At 62.3% G+C, this 22,423-nt stretch carries 20 protein-coding genes and 1 tRNA gene; 8 read left to right on the top strand and 13 right to left on the bottom strand.

Annotation, left to right across the window (positions count from 1 at the left end; translation table 11 throughout):
* Positions 1 to 84 precede the first annotated feature (84 nt).
* The 3 genes from rpsA to aroA form a co-directional block, all read right to left on the bottom strand.
* A complete protein-coding gene (gene rpsA / locus LPJGGPFB_RS02885; protein WP_077499319.1) occupies positions 85 to 1,791 on the bottom strand; it encodes a 30S ribosomal protein S1 in 1,707 nt (568 codons plus the stop codon).
* A gap of 166 nt (positions 1,792 to 1,957) precedes the next feature.
* Complete coding sequence (gene cmk / locus LPJGGPFB_RS02880; protein ID WP_173418651.1) at positions 1,958 to 2,593, bottom strand: (d)CMP kinase; 636 nt, start codon at positions 2,591 to 2,593, stop codon at positions 1,958 to 1,960.
* A gap of 126 nt (positions 2,594 to 2,719) precedes the next feature.
* Positions 2,720 to 4,066 carry a 3-phosphoshikimate 1-carboxyvinyltransferase gene (aroA, locus tag LPJGGPFB_RS02875; protein ID WP_173418650.1) on the bottom strand — a complete coding sequence of 449 codons (1,347 nt, stop codon included), beginning with the start codon at positions 4,064 to 4,066 and terminating at the stop codon, positions 2,720 to 2,722.
* 283 nt (positions 4,067 to 4,349) lie between these two features.
* On the opposite strand from aroA, the gene LPJGGPFB_RS02870 reads away from it, so the two are divergent.
* The 5 genes from LPJGGPFB_RS02870 to LPJGGPFB_RS02850 all read left to right on the top strand — a co-directional run bounded on the left by LPJGGPFB_RS02870 (position 4,350) and on the right by LPJGGPFB_RS02850 (position 7,963).
* Positions 4,350 to 4,742, top strand: a complete 393-nt coding sequence (locus LPJGGPFB_RS02870; protein ID WP_173418649.1) for a TIGR02300 family protein — start codon at positions 4,350 to 4,352, stop codon at positions 4,740 to 4,742.
* 200 nt (positions 4,743 to 4,942) lie between these two features.
* A tRNA-Ala gene (locus tag LPJGGPFB_RS02865) sits at positions 4,943 to 5,018 on the top strand.
* A gap of 169 nt (positions 5,019 to 5,187) precedes the next feature.
* The gene (locus LPJGGPFB_RS02860) at positions 5,188 to 6,363 is read left to right on the top strand and encodes a TMEM43 family protein (RefSeq protein ID WP_173418648.1); all 1,176 of its coding nucleotides are present in this window, start codon (positions 5,188 to 5,190) and stop codon (positions 6,361 to 6,363) included.
* Positions 6,364 to 6,441: 78 nt separating this feature from the next.
* The gene (locus tag LPJGGPFB_RS02855) at positions 6,442 to 7,257 is read left to right on the top strand and encodes a YdcF family protein (protein WP_173418647.1); all 816 of its coding nucleotides are present in this window, start codon (positions 6,442 to 6,444) and stop codon (positions 7,255 to 7,257) included.
* A gap of 70 nt (positions 7,258 to 7,327) precedes the next feature.
* On the top strand, positions 7,328 to 7,963 hold the full coding sequence (locus LPJGGPFB_RS02850; RefSeq protein ID WP_173418646.1) for a trimeric intracellular cation channel family protein: 636 nt from the start codon (positions 7,328 to 7,330) through the stop codon (positions 7,961 to 7,963).
* Positions 7,964 to 7,974: 11 nt separating this feature from the next.
* On the opposite strand, the gene irrA is transcribed toward LPJGGPFB_RS02850, so the two are convergent.
* Positions 7,975 to 8,400 carry an iron response transcriptional regulator IrrA gene (gene irrA / locus LPJGGPFB_RS02845; protein ID WP_077499560.1) on the bottom strand — a complete coding sequence of 142 codons (426 nt, stop codon included), beginning with the start codon at positions 8,398 to 8,400 and terminating at the stop codon, positions 7,975 to 7,977.
* A 321-nt stretch (positions 8,401 to 8,721) separates the two neighbouring features.
* Here irrA and fabA point away from each other — a divergent pair, with 321 nt between their 5' ends.
* Genes fabA through fabI form a run of 3 tightly spaced genes read left to right on the top strand, consistent with a single transcriptional unit; the run spans position 8,722 to position 11,318 of the window.
* A complete protein-coding gene (gene fabA / locus LPJGGPFB_RS02840) occupies positions 8,722 to 9,237 on the top strand; it encodes a 3-hydroxyacyl-[acyl-carrier-protein] dehydratase FabA (RefSeq protein WP_077499331.1) in 516 nt (171 codons plus the stop codon).
* A gap of 46 nt (positions 9,238 to 9,283) precedes the next feature.
* A complete protein-coding gene (gene fabB / locus LPJGGPFB_RS02835) occupies positions 9,284 to 10,507 on the top strand; it encodes a beta-ketoacyl-ACP synthase I (protein ID WP_173418645.1) in 1,224 nt (407 codons plus the stop codon).
* Between the two features lie 4 nt (positions 10,508 to 10,511).
* Positions 10,512 to 11,318: an enoyl-ACP reductase FabI gene (gene fabI, locus LPJGGPFB_RS02830; protein WP_173418644.1), complete on the top strand. Its 807-nt coding sequence runs from the start codon at positions 10,512 to 10,514 to the stop codon at positions 11,316 to 11,318.
* A 67-nt stretch (positions 11,319 to 11,385) separates the two neighbouring features.
* Here fabI and LPJGGPFB_RS02825 read toward each other — a convergent pair whose 3' ends face one another.
* The 9 genes from LPJGGPFB_RS02825 to infB form a co-directional block, all read right to left on the bottom strand.
* The gene (locus tag LPJGGPFB_RS02825) at positions 11,386 to 11,601 is read right to left on the bottom strand and encodes a hypothetical protein (protein WP_234902755.1); all 216 of its coding nucleotides are present in this window, start codon (positions 11,599 to 11,601) and stop codon (positions 11,386 to 11,388) included.
* Between the two features lie 199 nt (positions 11,602 to 11,800).
* Complete coding sequence (locus tag LPJGGPFB_RS02820; protein WP_173418642.1) at positions 11,801 to 12,817, bottom strand: class I SAM-dependent methyltransferase; 1,017 nt, start codon at positions 12,815 to 12,817, stop codon at positions 11,801 to 11,803.
* Between the two features lie 82 nt (positions 12,818 to 12,899).
* Complete coding sequence (gene pnp / locus LPJGGPFB_RS02815; RefSeq protein WP_173418641.1) at positions 12,900 to 15,041, bottom strand: polyribonucleotide nucleotidyltransferase; 2,142 nt, start codon at positions 15,039 to 15,041, stop codon at positions 12,900 to 12,902.
* Between the two features lie 357 nt (positions 15,042 to 15,398).
* Complete coding sequence (gene rpsO / locus LPJGGPFB_RS02810; protein WP_025425494.1) at positions 15,399 to 15,668, bottom strand: 30S ribosomal protein S15; 270 nt, start codon at positions 15,666 to 15,668, stop codon at positions 15,399 to 15,401.
* Between the two features lie 170 nt (positions 15,669 to 15,838).
* Complete coding sequence (locus tag LPJGGPFB_RS02805; protein ID WP_173418640.1) at positions 15,839 to 16,180, bottom strand: SH3 domain-containing protein; 342 nt, start codon at positions 16,178 to 16,180, stop codon at positions 15,839 to 15,841.
* Positions 16,181 to 16,219: 39 nt separating this feature from the next.
* Entirely contained in the window at positions 16,220 to 17,941 is a 1,722-nt protein-coding gene (locus tag LPJGGPFB_RS02800; RefSeq protein WP_173418639.1) for a sensor histidine kinase, read from the bottom strand.
* A 268-nt stretch (positions 17,942 to 18,209) separates the two neighbouring features.
* Positions 18,210 to 19,145, bottom strand: a complete 936-nt coding sequence (gene truB / locus LPJGGPFB_RS02795; RefSeq protein WP_173418638.1) for a tRNA pseudouridine(55) synthase TruB — start codon at positions 19,143 to 19,145, stop codon at positions 18,210 to 18,212.
* An 8-nt stretch (positions 19,146 to 19,153) separates the two neighbouring features.
* The gene (rbfA, locus tag LPJGGPFB_RS02790) at positions 19,154 to 19,561 is read right to left on the bottom strand and encodes a 30S ribosome-binding factor RbfA (protein ID WP_173418637.1); all 408 of its coding nucleotides are present in this window, start codon (positions 19,559 to 19,561) and stop codon (positions 19,154 to 19,156) included.
* A gap of 73 nt (positions 19,562 to 19,634) precedes the next feature.
* On the bottom strand, positions 19,635 to 22,343 hold the full coding sequence (gene infB, locus LPJGGPFB_RS02785) for a translation initiation factor IF-2 (protein ID WP_173418636.1): 2,709 nt from the start codon (positions 22,341 to 22,343) through the stop codon (positions 19,635 to 19,637).
* Between the last annotated feature and the right edge of the window lie 80 nt (positions 22,344 to 22,423).

Below are 22,423 nucleotides of genomic sequence, written 5' to 3'. Positions count from 1 at the left end.
GCTGCAGCCGAGCGAAATACACCCAAACAAAAGCCCGCGGAGATCGCTCTCCGCGGGCCTTTTATTTCAGACGTCAGGCAACGATTACTCGTTGGTCTGGCGGTTCTTCAGAGCGGCACCGAGAATGTCGCCGAGCGAAGCGCCCGAGTCGGACGAACCGAACTGAGCAACGGCTTCCTTCTCTTCCGCGATTTCCAGAGCCTTGATCGACAGCTGGATCTTGCGGTCCTTCTTGGAGAAGTTGGTGACGCGAGCGTCGACAACCTGGCCAACCGAGAAACGCTCCGGACGCTGTTCGTCGCGGTCACGCGACAGATCGGCGCGGCGGATGAACGCGGTGATGTCCTCGTGGCTGACGAGCTTCACTTCGATACCACCGTCGTTGACGGCGATGATCTCGGCCGAAACGACAGCGTTCTTGCGCAGTTCGCCGGAAGCGGCGGCATCGCCGACTGCATCCTTGCCGAGCTGCTTGATACCGAGCGAGATGCGCTCCTTGTCGACGTCGACGTCGAGAACAACGGCGCGAACGACGTCGCCCTTGTTGAACTCTTCGATGACCTGCTCGCCCGGACGGTTCCAGTCGAGGTCGGAAAGGTGCACCATGCCGTCAACGTCGCCGTCGAGGCCGATGAACAGGCCGAATTCGGTCTTGTTCTTGACTTCGCCTTCAACTTCCGTGCCAGCCGGATGGCTGTGCGCGAATGCCTGCCACGGGTTCTCGAGCGTCTGCTTGAGGCCGAGCGAGATGCGACGCTTGGTCGGGTCGACTTCGAGAACGACAACGTCGACTTCCTGGCTCGTGGACAGGATCTTGCCGGGATGTACGTTCTTCTTGGTCCAGGACATTTCGGAGATGTGGATCAGGCCTTCGATGCCCGGCTCCAGCTCGACGAACGCACCGTAGTCGGTGATGTTCGTGACGGTACCCGAGATCTTCTTGCCGACCGGATACTTCGCACCGATACCATCCCACGGATCCGACTCGAGCTGCTTCATGCCGAGCGAGATGCGGTGGGTTTCCTGGTTGATGCGGATGATCTGAACCTTGACCTGCTGGCCGATGTTCAGGATCTCCGACGGATGGTTCACGCGACGCCATGCCATGTCGGTGACATGGAGCAGACCGTCGATGCCGCCGAGGTCGACGAACGCACCGTAATCGGTGATGTTCTTGACGACGCCTTCGACAACCTGGCCTTCTTCAAGGTTCTGAACGATTTCAGAACGCTGTTCGGCACGGGATTCTTCGAGAACGGTACGACGCGAAACGACGATGTTGCCGCGACGCTTGTCCATCTTGAGGATTTCGAAGGGCTGCGGGTTGTGCATCAGCGGGGTCACGTCGCGGATCGGACGGATGTCGACCTGCGAGCGCGGAAGGAAGGCCACGGCGCCGTCGAGATCGACGGTGAAGCCACCCTTGACCTGGTTGAAGATGATGCCTTCGACGCGTTCGCCGGCTTCGAACTTCACTTCCAGGCGCATCCAGCTTTCTTCGCGGCGAGCCTTTTCGCGCGAAAGAACAGCTTCGCCGAGCGCGTTTTCGATGCGCTCAACGTAGACTTCGACTTCGTCGCCGACCTTGAGCGAGCCGTCCTTGGCCTTCGCGCCGAATTCCTTCAGAGCGATGCGGCCTTCGACCTTCAGGCCGACGTCGACAACGGCGACGTCCTTTTCGATGGCCGTGACGATGCCCTTGGCAACATAGCCTTCGGCCAGATCGGTCTTCGCGAAGGATTCTTCGAGAAGCGCTGCGAAATCATCACGGGTTGGGTTGGTAGCAGACATGAAATCTCCTGCATGCATCTCAAATGGAGACACACATGCGCCGGGGGTTGGTGTTGAAAAGGCCTGAACCCAGTCCGTCCCATCAAAGGGACAATCCGGCGCGTGGACGGGATTTCAGGCTTATGCAAGAAGAGCGATCCTGACAGCGTCGGGGATAGGCTCTTCTTCAGATCTTCTTGATCAGGGCCGCATCGATCAGAGATTTCGCGGCCTGAAACGCCGCCTCTATACTCATTTCAGACGTATCAAGCAAGTGCGCGTCATCGGCGGGGCGCAAAGGACTGTCGGCGCGACCCATGTCGCGCTCGTCGCGCTTCTTCACGTCGTCGAAGATCGCCGCATAATCGGCGACGGCGCCATTGCCGACGATCTCGTCAAAGCGGCGTTTCGCCCGCACTTCCGGCGACGCAGTGACGTAGAGTTTGACCGCCGCATCGGGGCAGACGACGGTGCCGATGTCGCGGCCATCGAGCACGGTGCCCGGCTCCTTCTTCGAAAACGCCCGTTGCGCCTCGACCAGTGCGCGGCGCACGGCCGGCATGACGGCAATCTTCGACGCCGCTTCGCCAATCGCATGCGCCGACAGGATGGAGCGATCGAGGCCGGAAAGCTCGACCTCGAGCGCCATGCGCTCGGCCACCGCCTCGTCATCGAGCGGCAGGCCGGCGTCGAGCAGGGCTTTTGCCGTCGCGCGGTAGGTCAACCCGGTATCGAGATGGTGAAAGCCGTATTCCTCGGCGATCTGGCGCGAGAGCGTGCCCTTGCCTGCCGCTGCGGGTCCGTCGATAGCGATGGTGATCATGGTTGGTCCTGCAATCGATAATCTCATTGAGCCAGATAAATCAAAACCGACATGGAATCCACGCGTCAACAACGCGCCTTTATAATCGCCGCTCTAAACGCCGCTGGATTGCGCGGACCCGGAACTCTACTCGATCGTCGCACCCAATCCCGCCATCAGTTCCATGAAACCGGGAAAGCTGGTGGCGATCATCGTCGCGTCGTCGACGGTGACCGGATGTTCGGATGCGAGCCCCATGACGAGAAAGCTCATGGCGACGCGATGGTCGAGGCGGGTCGCAACGGCAGCCCCGGCGGCATTGCCGAGGCCCTTGCCACCGGGGCGACCGTGGACGACGAGGGAGGCTGGCCCTTCGTCGCAATCGACGCCGTTGAGCTTCAGTCCCGATAGGACCGCGGCAAGGCGGTCGGATTCCTTCATGCGCAGTTCTTCAAGACCACGCATCACCGTGTGCCCATCGGCAAACGCCGCCGCAACGGCAAGCACCTGGTATTCGTCGATCATCGAGGGGGCGCGGTCTTCCGGCACGGTGATGCCCTTCAACTCGGAAGAACGGACGCGCAGATCGGCCACGTCCTCGCCGCCCTGGATCCGCGCATTCAGCACATCGATCTTCCCGCCCATCTCCTGCAGTGTCACGATAAGTCCGGCGCGGGTGGGGTTCATCAGCACATTGAGAAGGGTGACGTCGGAACCCGGAACCAGCAGCGCCGCCACCAATGGAAAGGCAGCGGAGGACGGATCGCCGGGGATGTCGATGTCCTGACCGGTCAGCCTGCCCTGCCCTTCGAGCCGAATGATGCGTTCGCCTTCAGCACCCGCGTCGACTGTCAGGTTGGCACCAAAGGCCTGCAGCATTCTTTCCGTATGATCGCCGGTCGGTACCGGCTCGATCAACGTGGTGATGCCGGGCGCGTTCAGGCCTGCGAGCAGCACGGCGGATTTCACCTCGGCCGAGGCTATCGGTAAGCGGTAGCTCACCGAATTTGCCGTCTTCGGCCCGCTCAGCGTCACCGGCAACCGGCCACCTTCGGCCGACGTCACCTGAACGCCCATCTGGCGCAAGGGATCGAGCACACAGTCCATCGGTCGCCTGGATAGCGCGGCATCGCCGACGAAGGTCGTCGCGAAATCATAAACGCCGACGAGCCCCATGATCAGGTGGCAACCGGAACCGGCATTGGCGAAATCGAGCGGCGCTTCGGGCGCGAGCAACGCACCGTTGCCGACACCGTCGACGATCCAGCTGCCGTCCTCCTTGCGCACCGTGGCGCCGAGGGCCTGCATCGCCCTTGCAGTGTTGAAGACATCCTCACCTTCGAGCAGGCCGCCAATGCGCGTCTGGCCGGCCGCAAGCCCGCCGAGCATCAGGGCGCGATGGGACATCGACTTGTCGCCGGGGATACGCACTTCTCCACGGAGTGCCCCGGATCTGCGCGCAACGGCAGGCTTTGCGATCACGCCAGCGGACATACAAACCTTCCTTGAACCTGCGGCCGCTCGCCCGGAACGCGACCCGCGAAACGGCAACGGAGCGCGACCATCCTGCGCTGCCGCTGCCTAACACAATGCGATTGCACGATCATCATCCCGGACGAAGAAAAAGCAGGCGGCGCAGGGCTTTCGAGTTTTATCTTTGACAGATGCGGCCAAGATGATTATGGGGACCGGCTAATCATCATAGGCTTGATATCCTTTCCACCCGCCGGCTTTCCGGCAAGCGCCGGCTCGGCCGGCCATTCAAGAGGCTTTGACTGTGGCAAAAGCGGAACTCGGAACAAAGCGCATTGACCCGGAAACGGGGCGCAAATTCTACGATCTGAACCGTGATCCGATCGTTTCCCCCTACACCGGCAAGTCCTACCCGCTGTCCTTCTTCGAAGAAACCTCGGTTGCCAAGGTGCTCGAGAAGGAAGAGGAAGAGGAGGTCGCTGAAGTCGACACCGAGAACACAGAAGTCGAACTCGTATCGCTCGAGGAAGCTGACGACGAAGCAGCCGGCGGCGACGAGATTCCGGATCTGGGCGACGACGAAGTGGAGATCGACGGCGACGACGACGACGATACCTTCCTGCAGACCGACGACGAAGACGATGACGACGACATGAGCGACCTCATCGGCGTGTCCGACGACGACGACGACGTCTAAGGGTTTAGAATAATACGCGAATGCCTCCCGTCCACAGCCCTTTGGCGCGGACGGGGGGAAATTGGGCCGGTCCAGAAATTATTTCCACCGGCCTGACATTTTCGGCTTGCTATCCGCGAAAAGCAGAAGTAATAAGCCGCCACTCGCCGGGCACAACAGCCCGACAAGTTTCCCGGAACCGGCCTCGCCGGACCCGATATGGGGCTATAGCTCAGCTGGGAGAGCGCTTGCATGGCATGCAAGAGGTCAGCGGTTCGATCCCGCTTAGCTCCACCAAACTTCCCATCGAATACAGCACCTTGAACTGACGGCCTTCACCATATTTGGGCCAATCGTCTGCGCCGTCCGGCCGATATATTCCCTTGCGCTTTTTTTCTGCTACCAACGGGGAAAACCGAACCGGTCGCTTGGTGAACCGGATTGAATTCACGTGCCGGGGGATCAGATGAGTTTTACCGAAACGACCAGAACGTCGTGGTTTGCGCGCCTCAAGAACGGTGTCGTCGGCATCTTCATCGGGCTCATCCTGGTCTTCGGCATGATCTGGCTGCTGGCCTGGAACGAGGGCCGTTCGGTCAAGACGTATCGGGCGCTCGTCGAGGGCGCCGGTGCGGTTGTCGATGTCGACAGCGGTGCCGTCGAGGCTGGCAACGAGGGCAAGCTGGTCCACATCGCCGGACGGATCGACCCTGTCGGGACGCCCACCGATAGCCTGCTGGAAGTGTCTGCGAATGGCGCTGCGGGTCTGCGCCGCTCGGTCGAGATGTACCAATGGGTCGAGGAAAAGAAGAGCGAGACGCGCAAGACGCTCGGTGGCGGCGAGGAAACGGTCACCACCTATTCCTACGCCAAGGAGTGGCGCAGCGACCGCGCTGATTCGGCCGATTTCCGTGACGGCAACGGGCACCAGAACCCGGAGATGCCGCTTTCGAGCGAGCGCTTCATGGTCGAGCGCGCGATGCTCGGCGCGTTTTCGGTCGACGGCAGGGCCGTAGCCGACCTCGGTCGCGACAGCCCGGTGAAGATGGCGGACGCCGATCTGCAGCGCGTGGCCGATGCGCTCGACACCAACCGCCCTGTCAAGACCGACGGCCAGACGATCTTCGTCTCCGCTGACCGCCAGAACCCAGCCGTCGGCGATCTGCGCATCGGCTTTACCCGCGAAGACACGGAAACCGCGAGCTTCGTCGCGGCGCAGAAAGGCGGCAGCCTCGCCCCCTATCGCACTTCGAACGGCCGCGACCTGTTCCTGAGTTCGGCCGGCATTGCCAGCGCCGCCGAGATGTTCGACGCAGCCCAGAGCGAAAACACGCTGATTACCTGGCTGGTTCGCGTGGGCGGACTGATCGGCCTGTTCATCGGCTTCACGCTGATGCTGTCGCTGTTTTCCATCATCGCCGACGTCATTCCGGTCCTTGGTTCAGTGGTCGCATTTGGCACTGGCATCATCGCGGCGATCCTGACGCTCATCATCGGCCCCCTGGTCATCGCCATCGCCTGGTTTGCCTATCGCCCGCTGCTGTCGCTGGCGATCGTCGCCGTCGGCGCGCTCGTTGCCTTCGGCATCGGCTATCTTCGTGCCGGCAAGCCGAAACCGCTCGCCGCTGGCGTGACGGCCTGACGAATGGGTTGGGCGGTGGACGCCCGACCCCATGCCTTTGCGAAATATTAAGGGATCGCAGGGAAGAACACGGGCCTGATGTTTCTGCTTTCCAAGATTTTCTGGCTCATCGCGCAGCCCCTTTCCCTGGCGTTTTTTGCTGCCCTTGCCGGCCTCATCATGACGACGGCGGGACTCAGGCGTATAGGCGTCGCCTTCGGCCTTTTCGGCGCGCTCGTGCTCTTCATCAGCCTGTTCACGACGACGGGATCCTATTTCCTCCAGATGCTCGAGGACCGCTTCCCTCGGCCGGCTGAGCCACCCGTAGCCCTCTCCTGCATCATCGTGCTCGGCGGCGCCTTCGAGAACGAAGTGATGGCCAGCCGTGGCGGCATCGAGTTCAACCAGGCGGCCGACCGCTTCGTCGAGACGGCCATGCTGGCCAAGCGCTACCCGGAGGCGCGCATTCTGGTGTCCGGCGGCGATGGTTCGTTCAGCGGCGCCTATGACGGCGATGCCAAGGCATCGGACGCCTTCTTTGCCGCCTTCGGCATCGGTCCCGATCGGCTGATCCGCGAGGAGCAGTCGAGAACGACATTCGAAAATGCACGCAACACGCATGGGCTGCTTGAAGCAAACGGCCTTGCCAACTGCGCGCTGGTGACGTCGGCCTTCCATATGCCACGCTCGGTCGGGCTTTTCCACAAGCTCGGGCTTAAGGTCACGCCCTGGCCAACGGACTACCGCACTAGCGGCATGGTCAAACCAGGCTTGGACTTTACCCAGCCATCTCTCAATGCCCAGCTGACAACGACAGCGGTGCGCGAATGGATCGGACTGGCGGCCTACTATTTCGGCGGGCGCACGGACAGCCTGCTTCCCGGCGTCTCACCGCCCAACGCGTCACCCCGTTGACGCGACGGCCCCGGATGCTCCAGCTTGCGATGCGACAGACTTCCGCGATGCGCCTTTCAACGGAGCGGCCATGACGATCCTCGAAATCCTCGATTATGCCGGCGTCGCCGTCTTCGCGGCCACAGGCGCGCTCTCGGCTTCGCGCAAACAGCTCGACATCATCGGTTATCTCTTCCTTGCCTCGGTCACCGGCATCGGCGGTGGAACGATGCGCGACGTCATCCTTGGCGCAACGCCGGTGTTCTGGGTGCTCAAGCCGAACTACCTGCTCGTCTGCGCCTCGGTCAGCGTCGTCCTGTTCTTCACGGCGCACCTGTTCTATTCGCGTTACCGCGTACTGGTCTGGCTCGATGCCATCGGCATGTCGGCCTATTGCGTCATGGGCGCGGCAAAGGGGTTGGCGGCAACAGGCTCGCCCGCGGTCGCCCTTGTCACCGGCATGCTGACGGCGACCTTCGGCGGCGTCCTTCGCGACCTGCTGGTAGGTGAGCCCTCGGTGCTGCTGCGCCCGGAAGTCTATGTGACGGCCGCCCTGATCGGCTCCGGCGTCTTTGTCGTCGCCACCATGATCGGACTGCCGCTGGTGGCGACCTCGGCGCTTGGCGTGATGTCAGCCTTCACCATACGCGCCGGCGCGCTCAAATACGGCTGGACGCTGCCGATCGGCAAGGCAAGCCCCGGCCGCGACCCCGACGATGTGATGTAGGAAGAAACGCTTTACGCGCGTTCGCGCTTGCGGCGGAGCCGGATGACCACGTCGACATGGGCAATCTCCATGCCTTCGGGCGGTTCCGGCAGGTTGCCGATCTCGATATTGCTGACCGGGATATCGAGAACTTCGTTCTGACCTTCGACGAAGAAATGGTGGTGATCGGAAACGTTGGTGTCGAAGTAGGTCTTGGCACTTTCCACCGCGAGCACGCGGATCATTCCGGCCTCGGTAAACTGATGCAGCGTGTTGTAGACCGTTGCCAGCGAAACCGGCACGCCGGCGACAACAGCCTCTTCATGCAGCTCTTCTACGGTCAGGTGACGGTCGCCCTTGGCGAAGATCAGATCGGCAAGCGCGACGCGCTGACGCGTCGGGCGCAGGCCCGAGCTGCGCAATCTCTCTTCCGAACTCACTTCGGTTGCTTTCGTCATCAAGGAGCGTTCCATGGATCCCGTAAAATTTACAATACTTTCGTTGCGATATAACTTTTGCGCGCTGTTCTTTCAATAGATTCTAAGGTGCAGAAAGGCTGGAATGCCTGAAAAACCGGCCTATTTCGGCAAAGGCTGGTATTTAACTCTGGTCGGGCCCACATTGATCCTGTAAGCGACGGCAGAACGATATCGCCACCGGAATGGGCGAAGCCGGCGTCGGAAACATCGAAAACGGCCATTGATGCGCTTCATTTCACAGCGAACTTGCTCTAAAGCAGGTCTGACAACACTTTATGTTACTCGGGGAAACAACCATTGATGACGACCAGACAATCAAGCTTCAGCTATGAGGAAATCCTGACCTGCGGCCGAGGTGAACTGTTTGGCCCAGGCAATGCGCAGCTGCCGCTGCCGCCCATGCTCATGGTTCACCGCATCACGGAAATCTCCGAAACGGGCGGCGCCTTCGACAAGGGTTTCATCCGCGCTGAATACGACGTCAGCCCTGATGACTGGTACTTCCCCTGTCACTTCCAGGGTAACCCGATCATGCCCGGCTGCCTCGGCCTCGACGGTATGTGGCAGCTGACCGGCTTCTTCCTAGGCTGGCTCGGCGAGCCCGGTCGTGGCATGGCGCTGTCGACGGGCGAAGTGAAGTTCAAGGGCATGGTTCGCCCGCACACCAAGCTGCTCCAGTACGGTATCGACTTCAAGCGCGTCATGCGCGGCCGCCTCGTGCTCGGCACTGCCGACGGCTGGCTGAAGGCCGACGGCGAGACCATCTACCAGGCAACCGACCTACGTGTCGGTCTGTCGAAGGAAAAGACCGAATAATCCGCGGGTTCTCCGCACCGAATGAGATAAAGAAAAGGTCATTACCATGAGACGGGTTGTTGTCACGGGCCTCGGGATCGTTTCCTCGATTGGAAACAATGCCGACGAAGTCACGGCATCGCTGCGCGACGCCAAATCGGGCATCACGTTTTCTCCCGATTTTGCCGAAAACGGCTTCAAGTGCCAGGTCTGGGGCGCACCGACGCTCGATCCGACCGATCTCGTCGACCGGCGCGCCATGCGCTTCCTGTCGCAGGGCGGCGCCTGGAACCACGTGGCGATGAAGCAGGCGATTGCCGATTCCGGCCTCGAGGAAGCGATGATCTCGCGCAACGAGCGCACCGGCATCATCATGGGCTCGGGCGGTCCGTCCACCCGCACCATCGTGGAAGCGTCGGATATTACCCGCAAGAACAACAGCCCCAAGCGCATCGGCCCGTTCGCCGTGCCGAAGGCGATGTCGTCGACGGCGTCTGCCACGCTTGCGACCTGGTTCCAGATCCACGGCGTCAACTACTCGATCTCCTCGGCCTGCTCGACCTCGGCACATTGCATCGGCAATGCCGCGGAGATGATCCAGTGGGGCAAGCAGGACGTGATGTTCGCCGGCGGCCACGAGGACCTGGACTGGACGATGTCCAACCTGTTCGACGCCATGGGCGCGATGTCGTCGAAGTACAACGACACGCCCTCGACTGCCTCGCGCGCCTATGACGCCAGCCGTGACGGCTTCGTCATTGCCGGCGGCGCCGGCGTGCTGGTGCTCGAAGAGCTGGAACATGCCAAGGCGCGCGGCGCCAAGATCTACGCCGAAATCGTCGGCTACGGCGCGACATCAGACGGCTACGACATGGTCGCCCCGTCTGGCGAAGGTGCGATCCGCTGCATGCGTCAGGCGCTGTCGACCGTAAAGGGCGACGTCGACTACATCAACACGCATGGCACATCGACCCCGGTTGGCGACAGCAAGGAAATCGGCGCCATTCGCGAAGTGTTCGGCTCCAAGATCCCGCACATCCAGTCGACGAAGTCGCTGACAGGCCACTCGCTGGGTGCAGCCGGTGTCCAGGAATCGATCTACGGTCTCCTGATGATGCAGGCCGGCTTTATCGGCGAAAGCGCCCATATCACCGAACTCGACCCGGAATTTGACGGTGTGCCGATCGTGCGCAAGCGCATCGACAACGCCAAGATCGATACGGTTCTTTCCAACTCGTTCGGCTTCGGCGGAACCAACGCAACGCTCGTCTTCCAGCGCCACAACGGATAACACCATGACGGGACTGATGAACGGTAAGCGTGGCCTCATCATGGGTGTGGCCAACAACCACTCCATTGCCTGGGGCATCTCCAAGGCGCTGGCAGCGCAAGGTGCGGAACTGGCTTTCACCTACCAGGGTGAAGCGCTCGGCAAGCGCGTGAAGCCGCTGGCGGCCGAAGTCGGTTCCGACTTCCTGCTGCCTTGCGACGTCGAGGATATTGCGTCGGTCGATACGGTAATCGCGGCCATCAAGGCGCGCTGGGGCAAGCTCGACTTCATCGTTCATGCCATCGGCTTTTCCGACAAGAACGAGTTGAAGGGCCTTTACGCCGACACCAGCCGCGACAATTTCAGCCGCACCATGGTGATCTCCTGCTTCTCCTTCACGGAGATCGCCAAGCGGGCCGCCGAACTGATGAACGACGGCGGCTCGATGCTGACGTTGACCTATGGCGGCTCGGTGCGGGTGATGCCGAACTACAACGTCATGGGCGTCGCCAAGGCGGCTCTCGAAGCCTCCGTGCGTTACCTGGCTGCCGACTACGGCGTGCGCGGCATCCGCGTCAACGCGATTTCGGCCGGCCCGATCCGTACGCTTGCAGGTGCCGGCATTTCCGATGCCCGCGCCATGCTGTCCTGGCAGCAGAAGAATTCGCCGCTTCGCCGCACGGTCACGATCGACGATGTCGGCAGCTCGGCGCTCTACCTGCTGTCCGACCTGTCGCGCGGCGTCACCGGCGAAATCCACTATGTGGACTCGGGCTACAACATCACATCCATGCCGGCACTCGACGCGCTCAGGACCGCCGACGCCGAGTAAACCCGGCCACAACCTTTCATGAAAGCCCATGGATCATCCCGGTCCGTGGGCTTTTTCATGCGCCTCGTCAGACGCTGAGCAGCCCCGAAAGCAGCAGGATAGCGACCAAGGCTGCAGCAACGGCAGCGCTCATCAGGCATACATGCGTCCTGCGAATGGGGTTCGGTATCAGCGGCAGGCGATAAAGACTTCTGAGGAACGGCATCGGTACTTCCGACGTCGCACCATGCCCCTCTGCCTGCTTGATATCCTTGGCGATCACTTCCGCCACATCCTCGGTCAAAGGCGACCTTCCTGGCCCGAATGGCATAGCACCGCACCTCCGATAGGAAATACCGACTGACACCTTATCGTGTGCCTGTTCGCGACCAATGGCAATGGGATTTGAGGACGCTGCCTGCCAGTCTTGCAGCCCTTGCAAATGCAAAAAGGCCGAGCGCTTGGCCCGGCCTTTCCAATGGATCAGAACGTCGGCTGGGCGCTCAGCGCTTGCCCCAGAGAACCTTGAAGCGCGCGTTGCGGCAGGTCTCGCCATATTCCTTGAAGGTCTCGGCAAGGGTCTGCTCGTACTGCAGGCCGCGATTGGCGACCAGCATGACCTTGCCGCCCTGCTTCAGCGCCTTGTGCGCTGCCTTGATGATCGCCACGCCCAGTGACGGCTCGGCGGCATGACCCTCGTGGAACGGCGGGTTCATGACGATGAGGTCGTATTTGTCGCGCGGCTCTTCGCTCGTCAGGTCGAACCAGTAGAAGCGCGCCGGCATGCGTGACGCGTTTGCCATCATGTTGACGCGGGCGGCCTCCAGCGCATCGTGATCGGCCTCGAACAGGTCGATGCCCTTGGTGCCCGGCGACGCCTCGGCAAGCTTGACCGCGAGATAGCCCCAGCCAGCGCCGAAATCGGCGGCATGGCCGTTGAAGTCGCGCGGCAGGCGCGAGGCCAGCAGCTCCGAACCGGCATCGATGCGATCGTGCGAGAACATCCCGGGAGACGCCTCGAACAGGCCGTCGACGCGGACCGGCACCTTGGCAAGCTTCTGCACGGCATCGGTGACATCTTCCGGCCGGGTGAACCAGAAAGCGACGCCGTGATACTTCGGCAGGTGATCGCCATCCCATTCGAACTTGGCGACGCGCTTCCTCAACGACTGGATGCCATCTTCCTTGCCGCCGGCGATGACGATGAGCGCGCCGTCGCGGGTGCGCTTCAGCGCCTCGGCGATGCGGTCCTCGTTCTCGCCCTTGTGCTTGCCGCACAGGATCAGGGCTAGGTCATAGTCCTCGCCGGTGACAACAGGTGCCACATCGGCACGCTGGGCCTCCAGGGCGCGATAGAGCGGCCTTAGCGGCTGGACGGCGGCGATCGACGCTCCGAAGCCCTCAGGCAGCCTGTAGCCCGCCTCTGCGCCGAGGAAGAGCACACGCTCGCCCTCGCCCGGCGGGTCGATAATCCCGGTTTCGAACGGGTGGAACAGGGTCTTCAATGCATCTCGGCTCATCGGTTTCTTCCGTCGATCTCGTACAAGAAAAGGGCGCGGAGCGATCCGCTCCGCGCCCCGAATGCGTTCGGGCAGAGACCGCTTATTCAGCGGCTTCGCCGTCACCCTTCTTTTCTGCAGCAACTTCCTTGCCGGTCGCCTGGTCGACAACCTTCATGGAAAGGCGAACCTTGCCACGCTCGTCGAAGCCCATCAGCTTGACCCAGACCTTGTCGCCTTCCTTGACGACGTCGGTGGTCTTGGCAACGCGCTCGGAGGCGAGCTGCGAGATGTGGACGAGGCCGTCGCGGGCGCCGAAGAAGTTGACGAAGGCGCCGAAGTCGGCGGTCTTGACAACAGTACCCTCGTACACCTGGCCGACTTCCGGCTCGGCAACGATCGAGTGGATCCACTTGCGGGCCGCTTCGATTTCCTTGCCCGACGAAGAGGCGATCTTCACGGTGCCGTCGTCTTCGATGTTGATCTTGGCGCCGGTCTTTTCGACGATTTCGCGGATGACCTTGCCGCCCGAACCGATGACTTCACGGATCTTGTCGACCGGGATGTTCATGACTTCGATGCGCGGTGCGAATTCGCCGAGCTGGCCGCGGCTTTCCGAGATGGCCTTTGCCATTTCGCCGAGGATGTGGAGACGGCCGCCCTTGGCCTGGTTGAGCGCGATGCCCATGATCTCTTCGGTGATGCCCTCGATCTTGATGTCCATCTGCAGCGAGGTGATGCCGGCGTCGGTGCCTGCAACCTTGAAGTCCATGTCGCCGAGGTGGTCTTCATCGCCGAGGATGTCGGAGAGAACAGCGAAGCGCTCATCTTCCTTGATCAGGCCCATGGCGATACCGGCAACCGGCTTTGCGAGCGGAACGCCTGCATCCATGAGTGCGAGCGAGGTGCCGCAGACCGTCGCCATCGACGAGGAGCCGTTGGACTCGGTGATCTCGGAAACGACACGCAGCGTGTAGGGGAACTGCTCGGCTTCCGGCAGCATCGGGCGGATAGCACGCCATGCGAGCTTGCCGTGACCGATTTCGCGGCGGCCCGGGGAGCCCATGCGACCGGTTTCACCGACCGAGTAGGGCGGGAAGTTGTAGTGCAGCATGAAGCGTTCTTTGTACATGCCGGTCAGGCTGTCGACGTACTGTTCGTCTTCGCCGGTGCCGAGCGTGGCAACGACGATCGCCTGCGTTTCACCGCGGGTAAACAGCGCCGAACCGTGCGTGCGCGGCAGAAGGCCGACTTCCGAGACGATCGGACGAACGGTTTCCAGATCGCGGCCGTCGATACGGCTCTTGGTGTCGAGGATGTTCCAACGAACGATCTTGGCCTGCAGGTGCTTGAAGACGGCGCCGATGACTTCGGCAGTGTGCTTCGGCTCTGCGCCTTCCGGGAAGAAGTGTGCCTTCACCTTCGCCTTGACGGCGTCGACGGCAGCGTAGCGGGCAGCCTTCTCGGTGATCTTGTAGGCATCGCGCAGTTCGGCTTCGGCCATGCCGAGCATTTCGGCTTCGAGCGCGGAATGATCTTCCGGCTGGAAGTCGCGCGGCTCCTTGGCAGCAACTTCAGCGAGCTTGATGATGGCGTCGATGACGGGCTGGAAGCCCTTCTGGCCGAACACGACGGCGCCGAGCATGATCTCTTCGCCCAGTTCCTTGGCTTCCGACTCGACCATCAGCACGGCTTCCTGCGTGCCGGCGACGACGAGGTCGAGGGTCGATTCGTCCATCTCGTCGAGATGCGGGTTGAGGACGTACTGGCCGTTGATGTAGCCGACGCGCGCGCCGCCGATCGGGCCCATGAACGGAACGCCGGACAGCGTCAGCGCAGCGGAAGCTGCAACCATCGACAGGATGTCGGGATTGTTTTCGAGGTCATGCTGCATGACCGTGACGACGACCTGGGTGTCGTTCTTGTAGCCATCGGGGAAGAGCGGGCGGATCGGGCGGTCGATCAGGCGCGAAACCAGCGTTTCGTTTTCGCTCGGACGACCTTCGCGCTTGAAGTAGCCACCCGGGATCTTGCCGGCGGCATAGGTCTTTTCCTGGTAGTTGACGGTCAGCGGGAAGAAGTCCTGGCCCGGCTTCGGCGCCTTGGCCGAAACGACGGTGGCGAGAACGACGGTTTCGCCGTAGGTGGCGAGAACGGCGCCGTCAGCCTGACGGGCGACCTTGCCGGTTTCGAGCTTGAGCGGACGCCCAGCCCATTCGATTTCAACCTTATGGGTATCGAACATGTTCTGTCCTTCGTGTGCGGCAGACCTTTCCGCGGCTGTTGCAGCGCGGGTGGTCGGAAAACCGCCTGGTATGGCGCATCACGGGCAAGACAACGGGAGGCTTCAAAAGAGACCGGCCGCTTTCCGCTGTGCAAAACCTGGCTGCCCCGCAGCGGGTTCTGCAAGCAGGCGCCGAAGCATCCTGCAATCCTGCCCCATGACGGGCCATCGGTTGATCCGCGGATCCGGCCCATCCGGCCCGCTGGATACCTCTCCATTTCCGCGCCTAGTGCGCTTGCGGAGAGTTCATTTCTCGAGCGCTCTGCGCCCATAATAAAAAAGGCCGGCGGACCGCATGCGATCCGCCGGGCAAGTCGCTTAGCGACGGATGCCGAGGGCACCAATCAGCTTGGTGTAGCGCGCTTCGTCTTTCTTCTTCAGATAGTCGAGGAGCGAACGACGGCTGGAAACCATCGCGAGAAGACCACGGCGGGAATGGTTATCCTTCTTGTGGCCCTTGAAGTGTTCGGTCAGGTTGTTGATCCGTTCCGTCAGGATAGCAACCTGGACTTCCGGAGAACCGGTGTCGCCTTCAACGGTTGCGTATTCCTTGATGAGCTGAGCCTTACGCTCTGCAGCAATCGACATCGGATGATCCTTTCGATTTCGAGGATTTAGGGACGCCTTCAGCCGGGATGTCGTCCAGCTGCGGCCGTGAATGCAATGGGCATGCGCCTTTTGCTGGCGTGCCTATAACCGAATTGGATGAAAAAGGAAAGGGTCATGAAAATGGCCCTTCAGCAATGGTGGAGCGCCTCTCAATTCCCCGACGGCCGCGGGCGCATCGGTGCCGACTTCAGCTGGTCGCCGTCAACCGGAACACAGTCGAGAAAGGCGGCAAACACCCAGCCAAGTTCTCCCGCGTCGCTTGAAACGAGCGCCCAACGCTTGCCGGCGTGCAGGCGTTCACCGATGCGGCGAACCTTGCTGCCATTGGCCAGCGACATGACAACCCGGCCGTTCGGTTCCGTGCGGACGTTCAGCGGCGTTCCGGTCGGATCGGCAACCACGCAAGCGACATCCTGGCCCGCTGCAGGCGCCACCGCCATCAGGCTCAACGCGACCGACAGAATGCCAAATTGACGTTTGCGAACCTGCATTGCCGCCCCTTTCAAAACGCCCCTCAAAACCGAATGGCTTCAAGGTTCCGCATCATCTCCGTCGCCGTCCTTCGCATGCCTCGGAATATTGATCCGCCACTCGATGCCATCGGGGTGCATGATCCGTTCGAGTTCGGCCTTCAGTGCCATGCCGAGCATGCGCTCCAGCACCAGCGTTCCAAAACCCTTGCGGCGCGGCGTCGTCGGCGCCTCGATGTCTGCCCCTTCCTCGCGCCAGCGGATGGCAATACCCTCGTCGGACAGCGCCCAGGAGAGCTTGACCACGCCTGTGGTATTGGCAAGCGCGCCATACTTCGTGGCGTTCGTCGCCAGCTCATGCAGCGCCATGCCGAGCGTCTGCGCGCTCTCCGTGTCCAGCCTTAAGGGCGGACCCGACAGGACCACGCGCTTGGGATCATCGGGCGTGAACGGCTGCAGCTGATTCTGGGCAAGCTCGCGGAAATCAACGCCCTGCGCGGCATTGGCGATCATCAGATCGGTGGACCGGGCAAGGCCGGCGATGCGCTTGCGGAAGGATTCGGCGAAATCTGCGACGCTCTCGGCGGAGTGCACCGACTGGTTCAGCATCGACTGGATCACCGTCAGCTGGTTCTTCGAGCGGTGGGCAACCTCGCGCATGAGGAAGCGGATTTCGCCCTCGGCCTTGGTGCGCGACGCAGCCGCCTTGGCAAGGGCAGCGGAGACGGTTTCGACTTCGGCGATAATATGCGGGCGCGGCTCGATGCGCTCGCCGGCGCCGAGGCGGCGCGCATCGAGTGCGACGAGCTTTACGCCTTGCGACAGGAGCCTTGCGATGGCCAGCGATCCCGCAATGGCGATGCCGGCAAAGATGATGCCACCGAGCGACAGCCAGAGAAACGACCACGTAGCCGGCCCATCGACCGTGGCGCGCGGTGCCCAGGCGATGATCCGCCAGCCGGTCAGGACGGAAAACTCCGTCGCTACCCGATAGGCCGTACCATTCTCGGTGATGTTGCGCACGCCGATGCTGATCGCCGGCACCTTGTCGAGGAAGAACGGTTCACCCGCCTTGACCGCGGCGTCGGAGGAGATGATGACCTTGCCGTTGCCGTCGACCAGGGCGGCGTTCCAGCCGGGCGACAGCGTTTCCCGGTTGACGGCCTTGGCCATGCTCTCGGCGTTCTGCGTCAGAGTCAGCAGATAATCTTCGCCGGTTGGAAGCTTCGCCGGCAAATAAACATTGAAGACCCATTTTCCGGCCGTCTGGCCGAAGAAGACATTGGAGACCAACGGTGCGCCATTGTTGGTGAAGGCACGCTCGACGGATTCCGGATCGGACCCCTTGCCGAGCGGCGTGCCGAAGGGCACCCGGGTGTTCATGAGCTGCTCGTGCTTGCGGTCGATGACAAGCAGGTAGGAGCCGGTCTCGGCAAGCGCTGTCGAGGCCCTGCGGTAGAAGGCCTCCATGTTGCCGCCCTCCACCGCCGGTGCGGTCGAGAGCACCTTCAGCGTCGTCAGCATGCCCTCAACATCGCGCTCGACGATGCGGGTCACCGATCCGGTCGAAGCCTGCAGCAGCGCGGTGATCACCTGCTCCTGCGCATCAACGCTGCGCTTCAGCACAACGAGCGAAAAGATGAAGGCGGGAACGATGGCGATCAGCAGCAGCGATGTCAGATAGAAGCGGAAAGGCCGCGTCATACGGTGGCGGACAAAATCAAGAGCTGTCGCCAGGCGACCGACGGCAGTCTTTCTTCCCTCTTGCGAAACCTGCGCCAAATGCACCGCCTCTCAACTCCAGCGTCGCGCGTCGAATATAGCGCGCGAAGGCCACCGCAACACCTTAAAACTGCGTCATGATCGTGACACCAGATCGAAAGCGATCTGGACAATCATGCGGCAATCGCGACCGCCGAACGGCGGTCGAGACGGGCGACAAGGGCCCGCTTGCGAAGGCGAAACGGCGCCGGTTCGAAGCAGTCGCCCGAGCTTTGGCGGGATCATGCGTCAGCAATGAGGCAAACGCAAATGCCGGGGAACGAAGAAATCAGCCGACGGCAAAGACGCGCTTGGGACGGAACTCGCCCTCGGCGATTTCGCCGATGGCAATCAGCTTGCCGCGGGTTGTCGCATAGGCCTCGGGCGTCGCCAGCGGCGCGTCGCGGCCGCGCAGGATGATGGGATTGCCCATCTTCAGCCGGTGCGCCTGGTCATCGCTGACGGCGATATGCGGCAGGCTGGAGAGCGCTTCGCCGGTTTCGATGACGAAGGCGTCGAGGGCTGCCAGCCGCTCCTCTTCGTTCTCGATCTTTTCGAGCGCCACCAGATCGGCAAGCGGTACCATGTCGTCCTCGCCGAACGGCGCCACGAAGGTGCGCCGTAGCGAAGCGATGTGGCCGAAACAACCGAGATCGCGGCCCATGTCGCGGGCAAGCGAACGGACATAGGTGCCCTTGCCGCACTCGATCTCGAACTGGGCGAGATTGGGCGTGGCACCAAGCAGGGTCAGGCGGAACACTTCGACTTCACGCGCCGGGATATCGACGGTTTCGCCTTCGCGGGCGAGATCGTAGGCGCGCTCGCCGTCGATCTTGATCGCCGAGAACTGTGGCGGCACCTGGCTGATGACGCCGGTGTAGTTCGACAGCAGCGCGCGGATCGCCTCTTCCGTCGGGCGTGCATCCGAGGCATGCGTCACCTGGCCCTCGAGGTCGTCGGTCGAGCGTTCCTCGCCCCAGGCGACGGTGAATTCGTAGATCTTGCGGCCGTCCATGACGTAAGGGACGGTCTTCGTCGCGTCGCCAAGGGCGATCGGCAGCATGCCGGAGGCCAGCGGATCGAGCGTTCCGGCATGGCCGGCCTTCTGCGCCTTGAACAGCCACTTGATCTTGGAAACGGCTTCGGTCGAGCCGAAATCGAGCGGCTTGTCGAGGATCAGCCAGCCGGAAATCGGGCGGCCCTTGGGTTTGCGCGGTTTGGACATGAACTCTTCTATTCTTCGTCGTCGGTATTCGGATCGAGATCGCGGCTAACTTCCGGTGAGCGAAGGAGGGCGTCGATCTTCTTGTAGTTGTCGAAGCTCGTATCGTCGCGGAAGCGAACCTCCGGCATGTACTTCAACTGGCGCAGCTGCGGGCCGAGACGGCCGCGGATGTACTTGGCGTGCTTGTTCAGCGCCTCGATGACCTCGGCATGGTCGGAAACGCCGAGCGGCGTCACGAAGGCGGTGGCGATCTTCAGATCGGGCGACATGCGGACTTCGGAAATCGCGATCAGCGTCTTCTCGATCACAGGGTCGCGGACGTCGCCGCGCTGCAGAACCTGCGTGATCGCGGCGCGCACCTGTTCAGCGATGCGCAGCATGCGCTGATTAGGGGCAGAGGATGTGGCTCTGGTCATTGGTCAATACCTCAAAAAAATGCGAGCGCCGAAGGATAACCCGGCGCCCGCACAATTTCTAATCGGACGGATCTTACAGCGTCCGCGTGATGTGTTCGACGCGGAAGCACTCGATCGTGTCGCCGGCGCGGATGTCTTCGTAGTTCTCGAACGCCATACCGCATTCCTGACCGACGTTGACTTCCGAGACTTCGTCCTTGAAGCGCTTGAGCGTCTTGAGCTTGCCTTCGTGGATGACGACGTTGTCGCGAACCAGACGGACACCGACGCCACGCTCGACCTTGCCTTCGGTGACGCGGCAACCCGCGACCTTGCCGACCTTGGTGATGTTGAACACCTCCATGATCTCGGCGTTGCCGAGGAAGGTTTCGCGACGCTCGGGCGAAAGCAGGCCGGACATCGCCGCCTTAACGTCATCCACCAGATCGTAGATGATGTTGTAGTAGCGGATTTCGATGCCTGCACGCTCGGCTGCCGAACGGGCCTGGTTGTTGGCGCGAACGTTGAAGCCGATGATGGCGGCGTTCGAAGCTTCTGCGAGCGAGATATCCGACTCGGTGATACCGCCGGCACCCGAATGGACGATGCGCGCACGCACTTCGTCGGTTCCGAGCTTGTCCAGCGCACCGGCGATCGCTTCGATCGAGCCCTGCACGTCACCCTTGATGACGAGCGGGAACTCCTTGAGACCAGAGGTCTGGAGCTGGGTCATCATCTGCTCGAGCGAACCGCGCGAACCGGACTGGCGGGCAACCGCCTTGTCACGGGCGAGCCGCAGACGGTATTCCGAGATCTCGCGAGCGCGGCTTTCGTTTTCGACGACGGCGAACTTGTCGCCCGCTGCCGGCGTGCCCGACAGGCCGAGAACTTCGACCGGCATGGACGGACCCGCTTCCTTGACGTGTTCACCCTTGTCGTTGACCAGAGCGCGCACACGGCCCCACTGGTCGCCGGCAACGATGATCTGGCCCGGACGCAGCGTGCCCTTCTGGACGAGCACGGTCGCAACCGCACCGCGGCCACGGTCGAGCTCGGCTTCAACCACAGTACCTTCGGCCGTCCGGTTCGGATTGGCCTTGAGGTCGAGGATTTCGGCCTGAAGCAGGATCGCTTCGAGCAGCTTGTCGAGGTTGGTGCCGGCCTTCGCCGAGACTTCGACGTCGAGAACTTCACCACCCATGGATTCGACGAAGACTTCGTGCTGCAGAAGTTCGGTGCGAACCTTCTGGGCATTGGCCGTCGGCTTGTCGATCTTGTTGATCGCCACGATGATCGGAACACCAGCCGCCTTGGCGTGGTTGATGGATTCGATCGTCTGCGGCATCACGCTGTCGTCGGCCGCCACCACCAGGATGGCAATGTCGGTCGCCTGGGCGCCGCGGGCACGCATGGCGGTGAACGCCGCGTGGCCGGGGGTGTCGATGAAGGTGATCTTGTTACCGTTCTGCTCGACCTGGTAGGCGCCGATGTGCTGGGTGATGCCACCCGCTTCGCCGGCAACGACGTTGGCATGACGGATGGCGTCGAGCAGCGAGGTCTTGCCGTGGTCGACGTGACCCATGATCGTGACGATCGGCGGACGCGATTCCAGCTCTTCGTCGACGTCGGAGACGTTGAAGATGCCTTCTTCGACATCGGACTCGGAGACGCGCTTGACGGTGTGGCCGAATTCGCCGGCGATGAGTTCTGCCAGGTCGGCGTCGATCAGATCGCCGGGCTTCATCATCTGGCCTTCCTTCATCAGGTACTTGATGACGTCAACGGCCCGTTCGGACATGCGCTGCGACAGTTCCTGAATGGTGATGGTTTCCGGCAGAACGACTTCGCGCGAAATCTTCTCGCGGGTCTCCTGCATCTGGCTGCGCTTGAACTTTTCCTGGCGGCGACGCATCGCCGACAGCGAACGGGCGCGCTGGCCGGCATCCTCGTCGGAAGCGGTCGTCAGCGTGAGCTTGCCCTGGCGGCGACCATCGTCACCCTTCGGGCGCGTGACCGGCTTTGCCGGCTCCGGACGCACGACCTTGCCACGAACCGGACCTGCGCCTGGACGTGGGCTGCTACGGTCGTCATCCTTTTCGTTGTCGACCTTGCGACCGCGCAGAGCACCGGCCGGTGCCGGCGTCGGAACTCCAGCTGCCGGCGCGGCAGCGGGCCTTCCGGCCTGCGGACGGTTGTCGGGGCGACGCTCGGGGGAAGCCGGTGCGCGAGCAGCCACGGGGCGCTCTTCGACAACCTCTTCGGCCTTTGCTTCCGGCTCGACAGCCGGGCGGGCCGCTTCTTCTGCGGCGCGGCGTGCGGCTTCTTCCTTCTCCTGCAGGAGACGGGCTTCTTCCTCACGCTTGCGGCGCGCTTCGTTCTCGGCGCGAATGACCGCTTCTTCCGCTTCGCGGATCTGCGCTTCGGCCAGAGCACGGCGGCGCGCATCGATCTCACCGGCGGAAAGCTGGTTCAGAACGACGCCGACGCGCGGACGGTTCGCCTGGTTGGCTTCCTGGCGGGTCTGATGCTGCTGCGGCTGCGGCGCCGGACGACCCGAAGGCTGCGGCTGGGCCGGACGCTGCTGCTCGGCCGGCCGGGCAGCGGGAGCCGCGGCCACCGGCGTGATCGGGCGCTCGTCCTTGGGGCGATGGAAGGGGCGCTTCTTGGTTTCGACCACGACCGCCTTGGTGCGGCCACGGCCCATGTCCTGACGCACGGTCCCCTGCGAAACCCCGGAGGGCTTCAGGGTCAGCGTCTTCTTGCCTGCTGCGCTGCCTGTCTTGTCGTCGTTGTTGTCGGTCATTCCGTTCCGTTCCTAGCGATCAGGGCCGGATGCGTATCACCTGACCCTGTCTTCCAAATTGTCTCAAACAATGTACGCGA

The sequence above is a fragment of the Ensifer adhaerens genome, assembly GCF_013283195.1.
GTDB classification, from domain to species: Bacteria; Pseudomonadota; Alphaproteobacteria; order Rhizobiales; family Rhizobiaceae; genus Ensifer; species Ensifer adhaerens_G.
The sequence above is the reverse complement of the archived record's forward strand: the minus strand, read 5'-3'. Positions and strand labels throughout refer to the sequence as shown.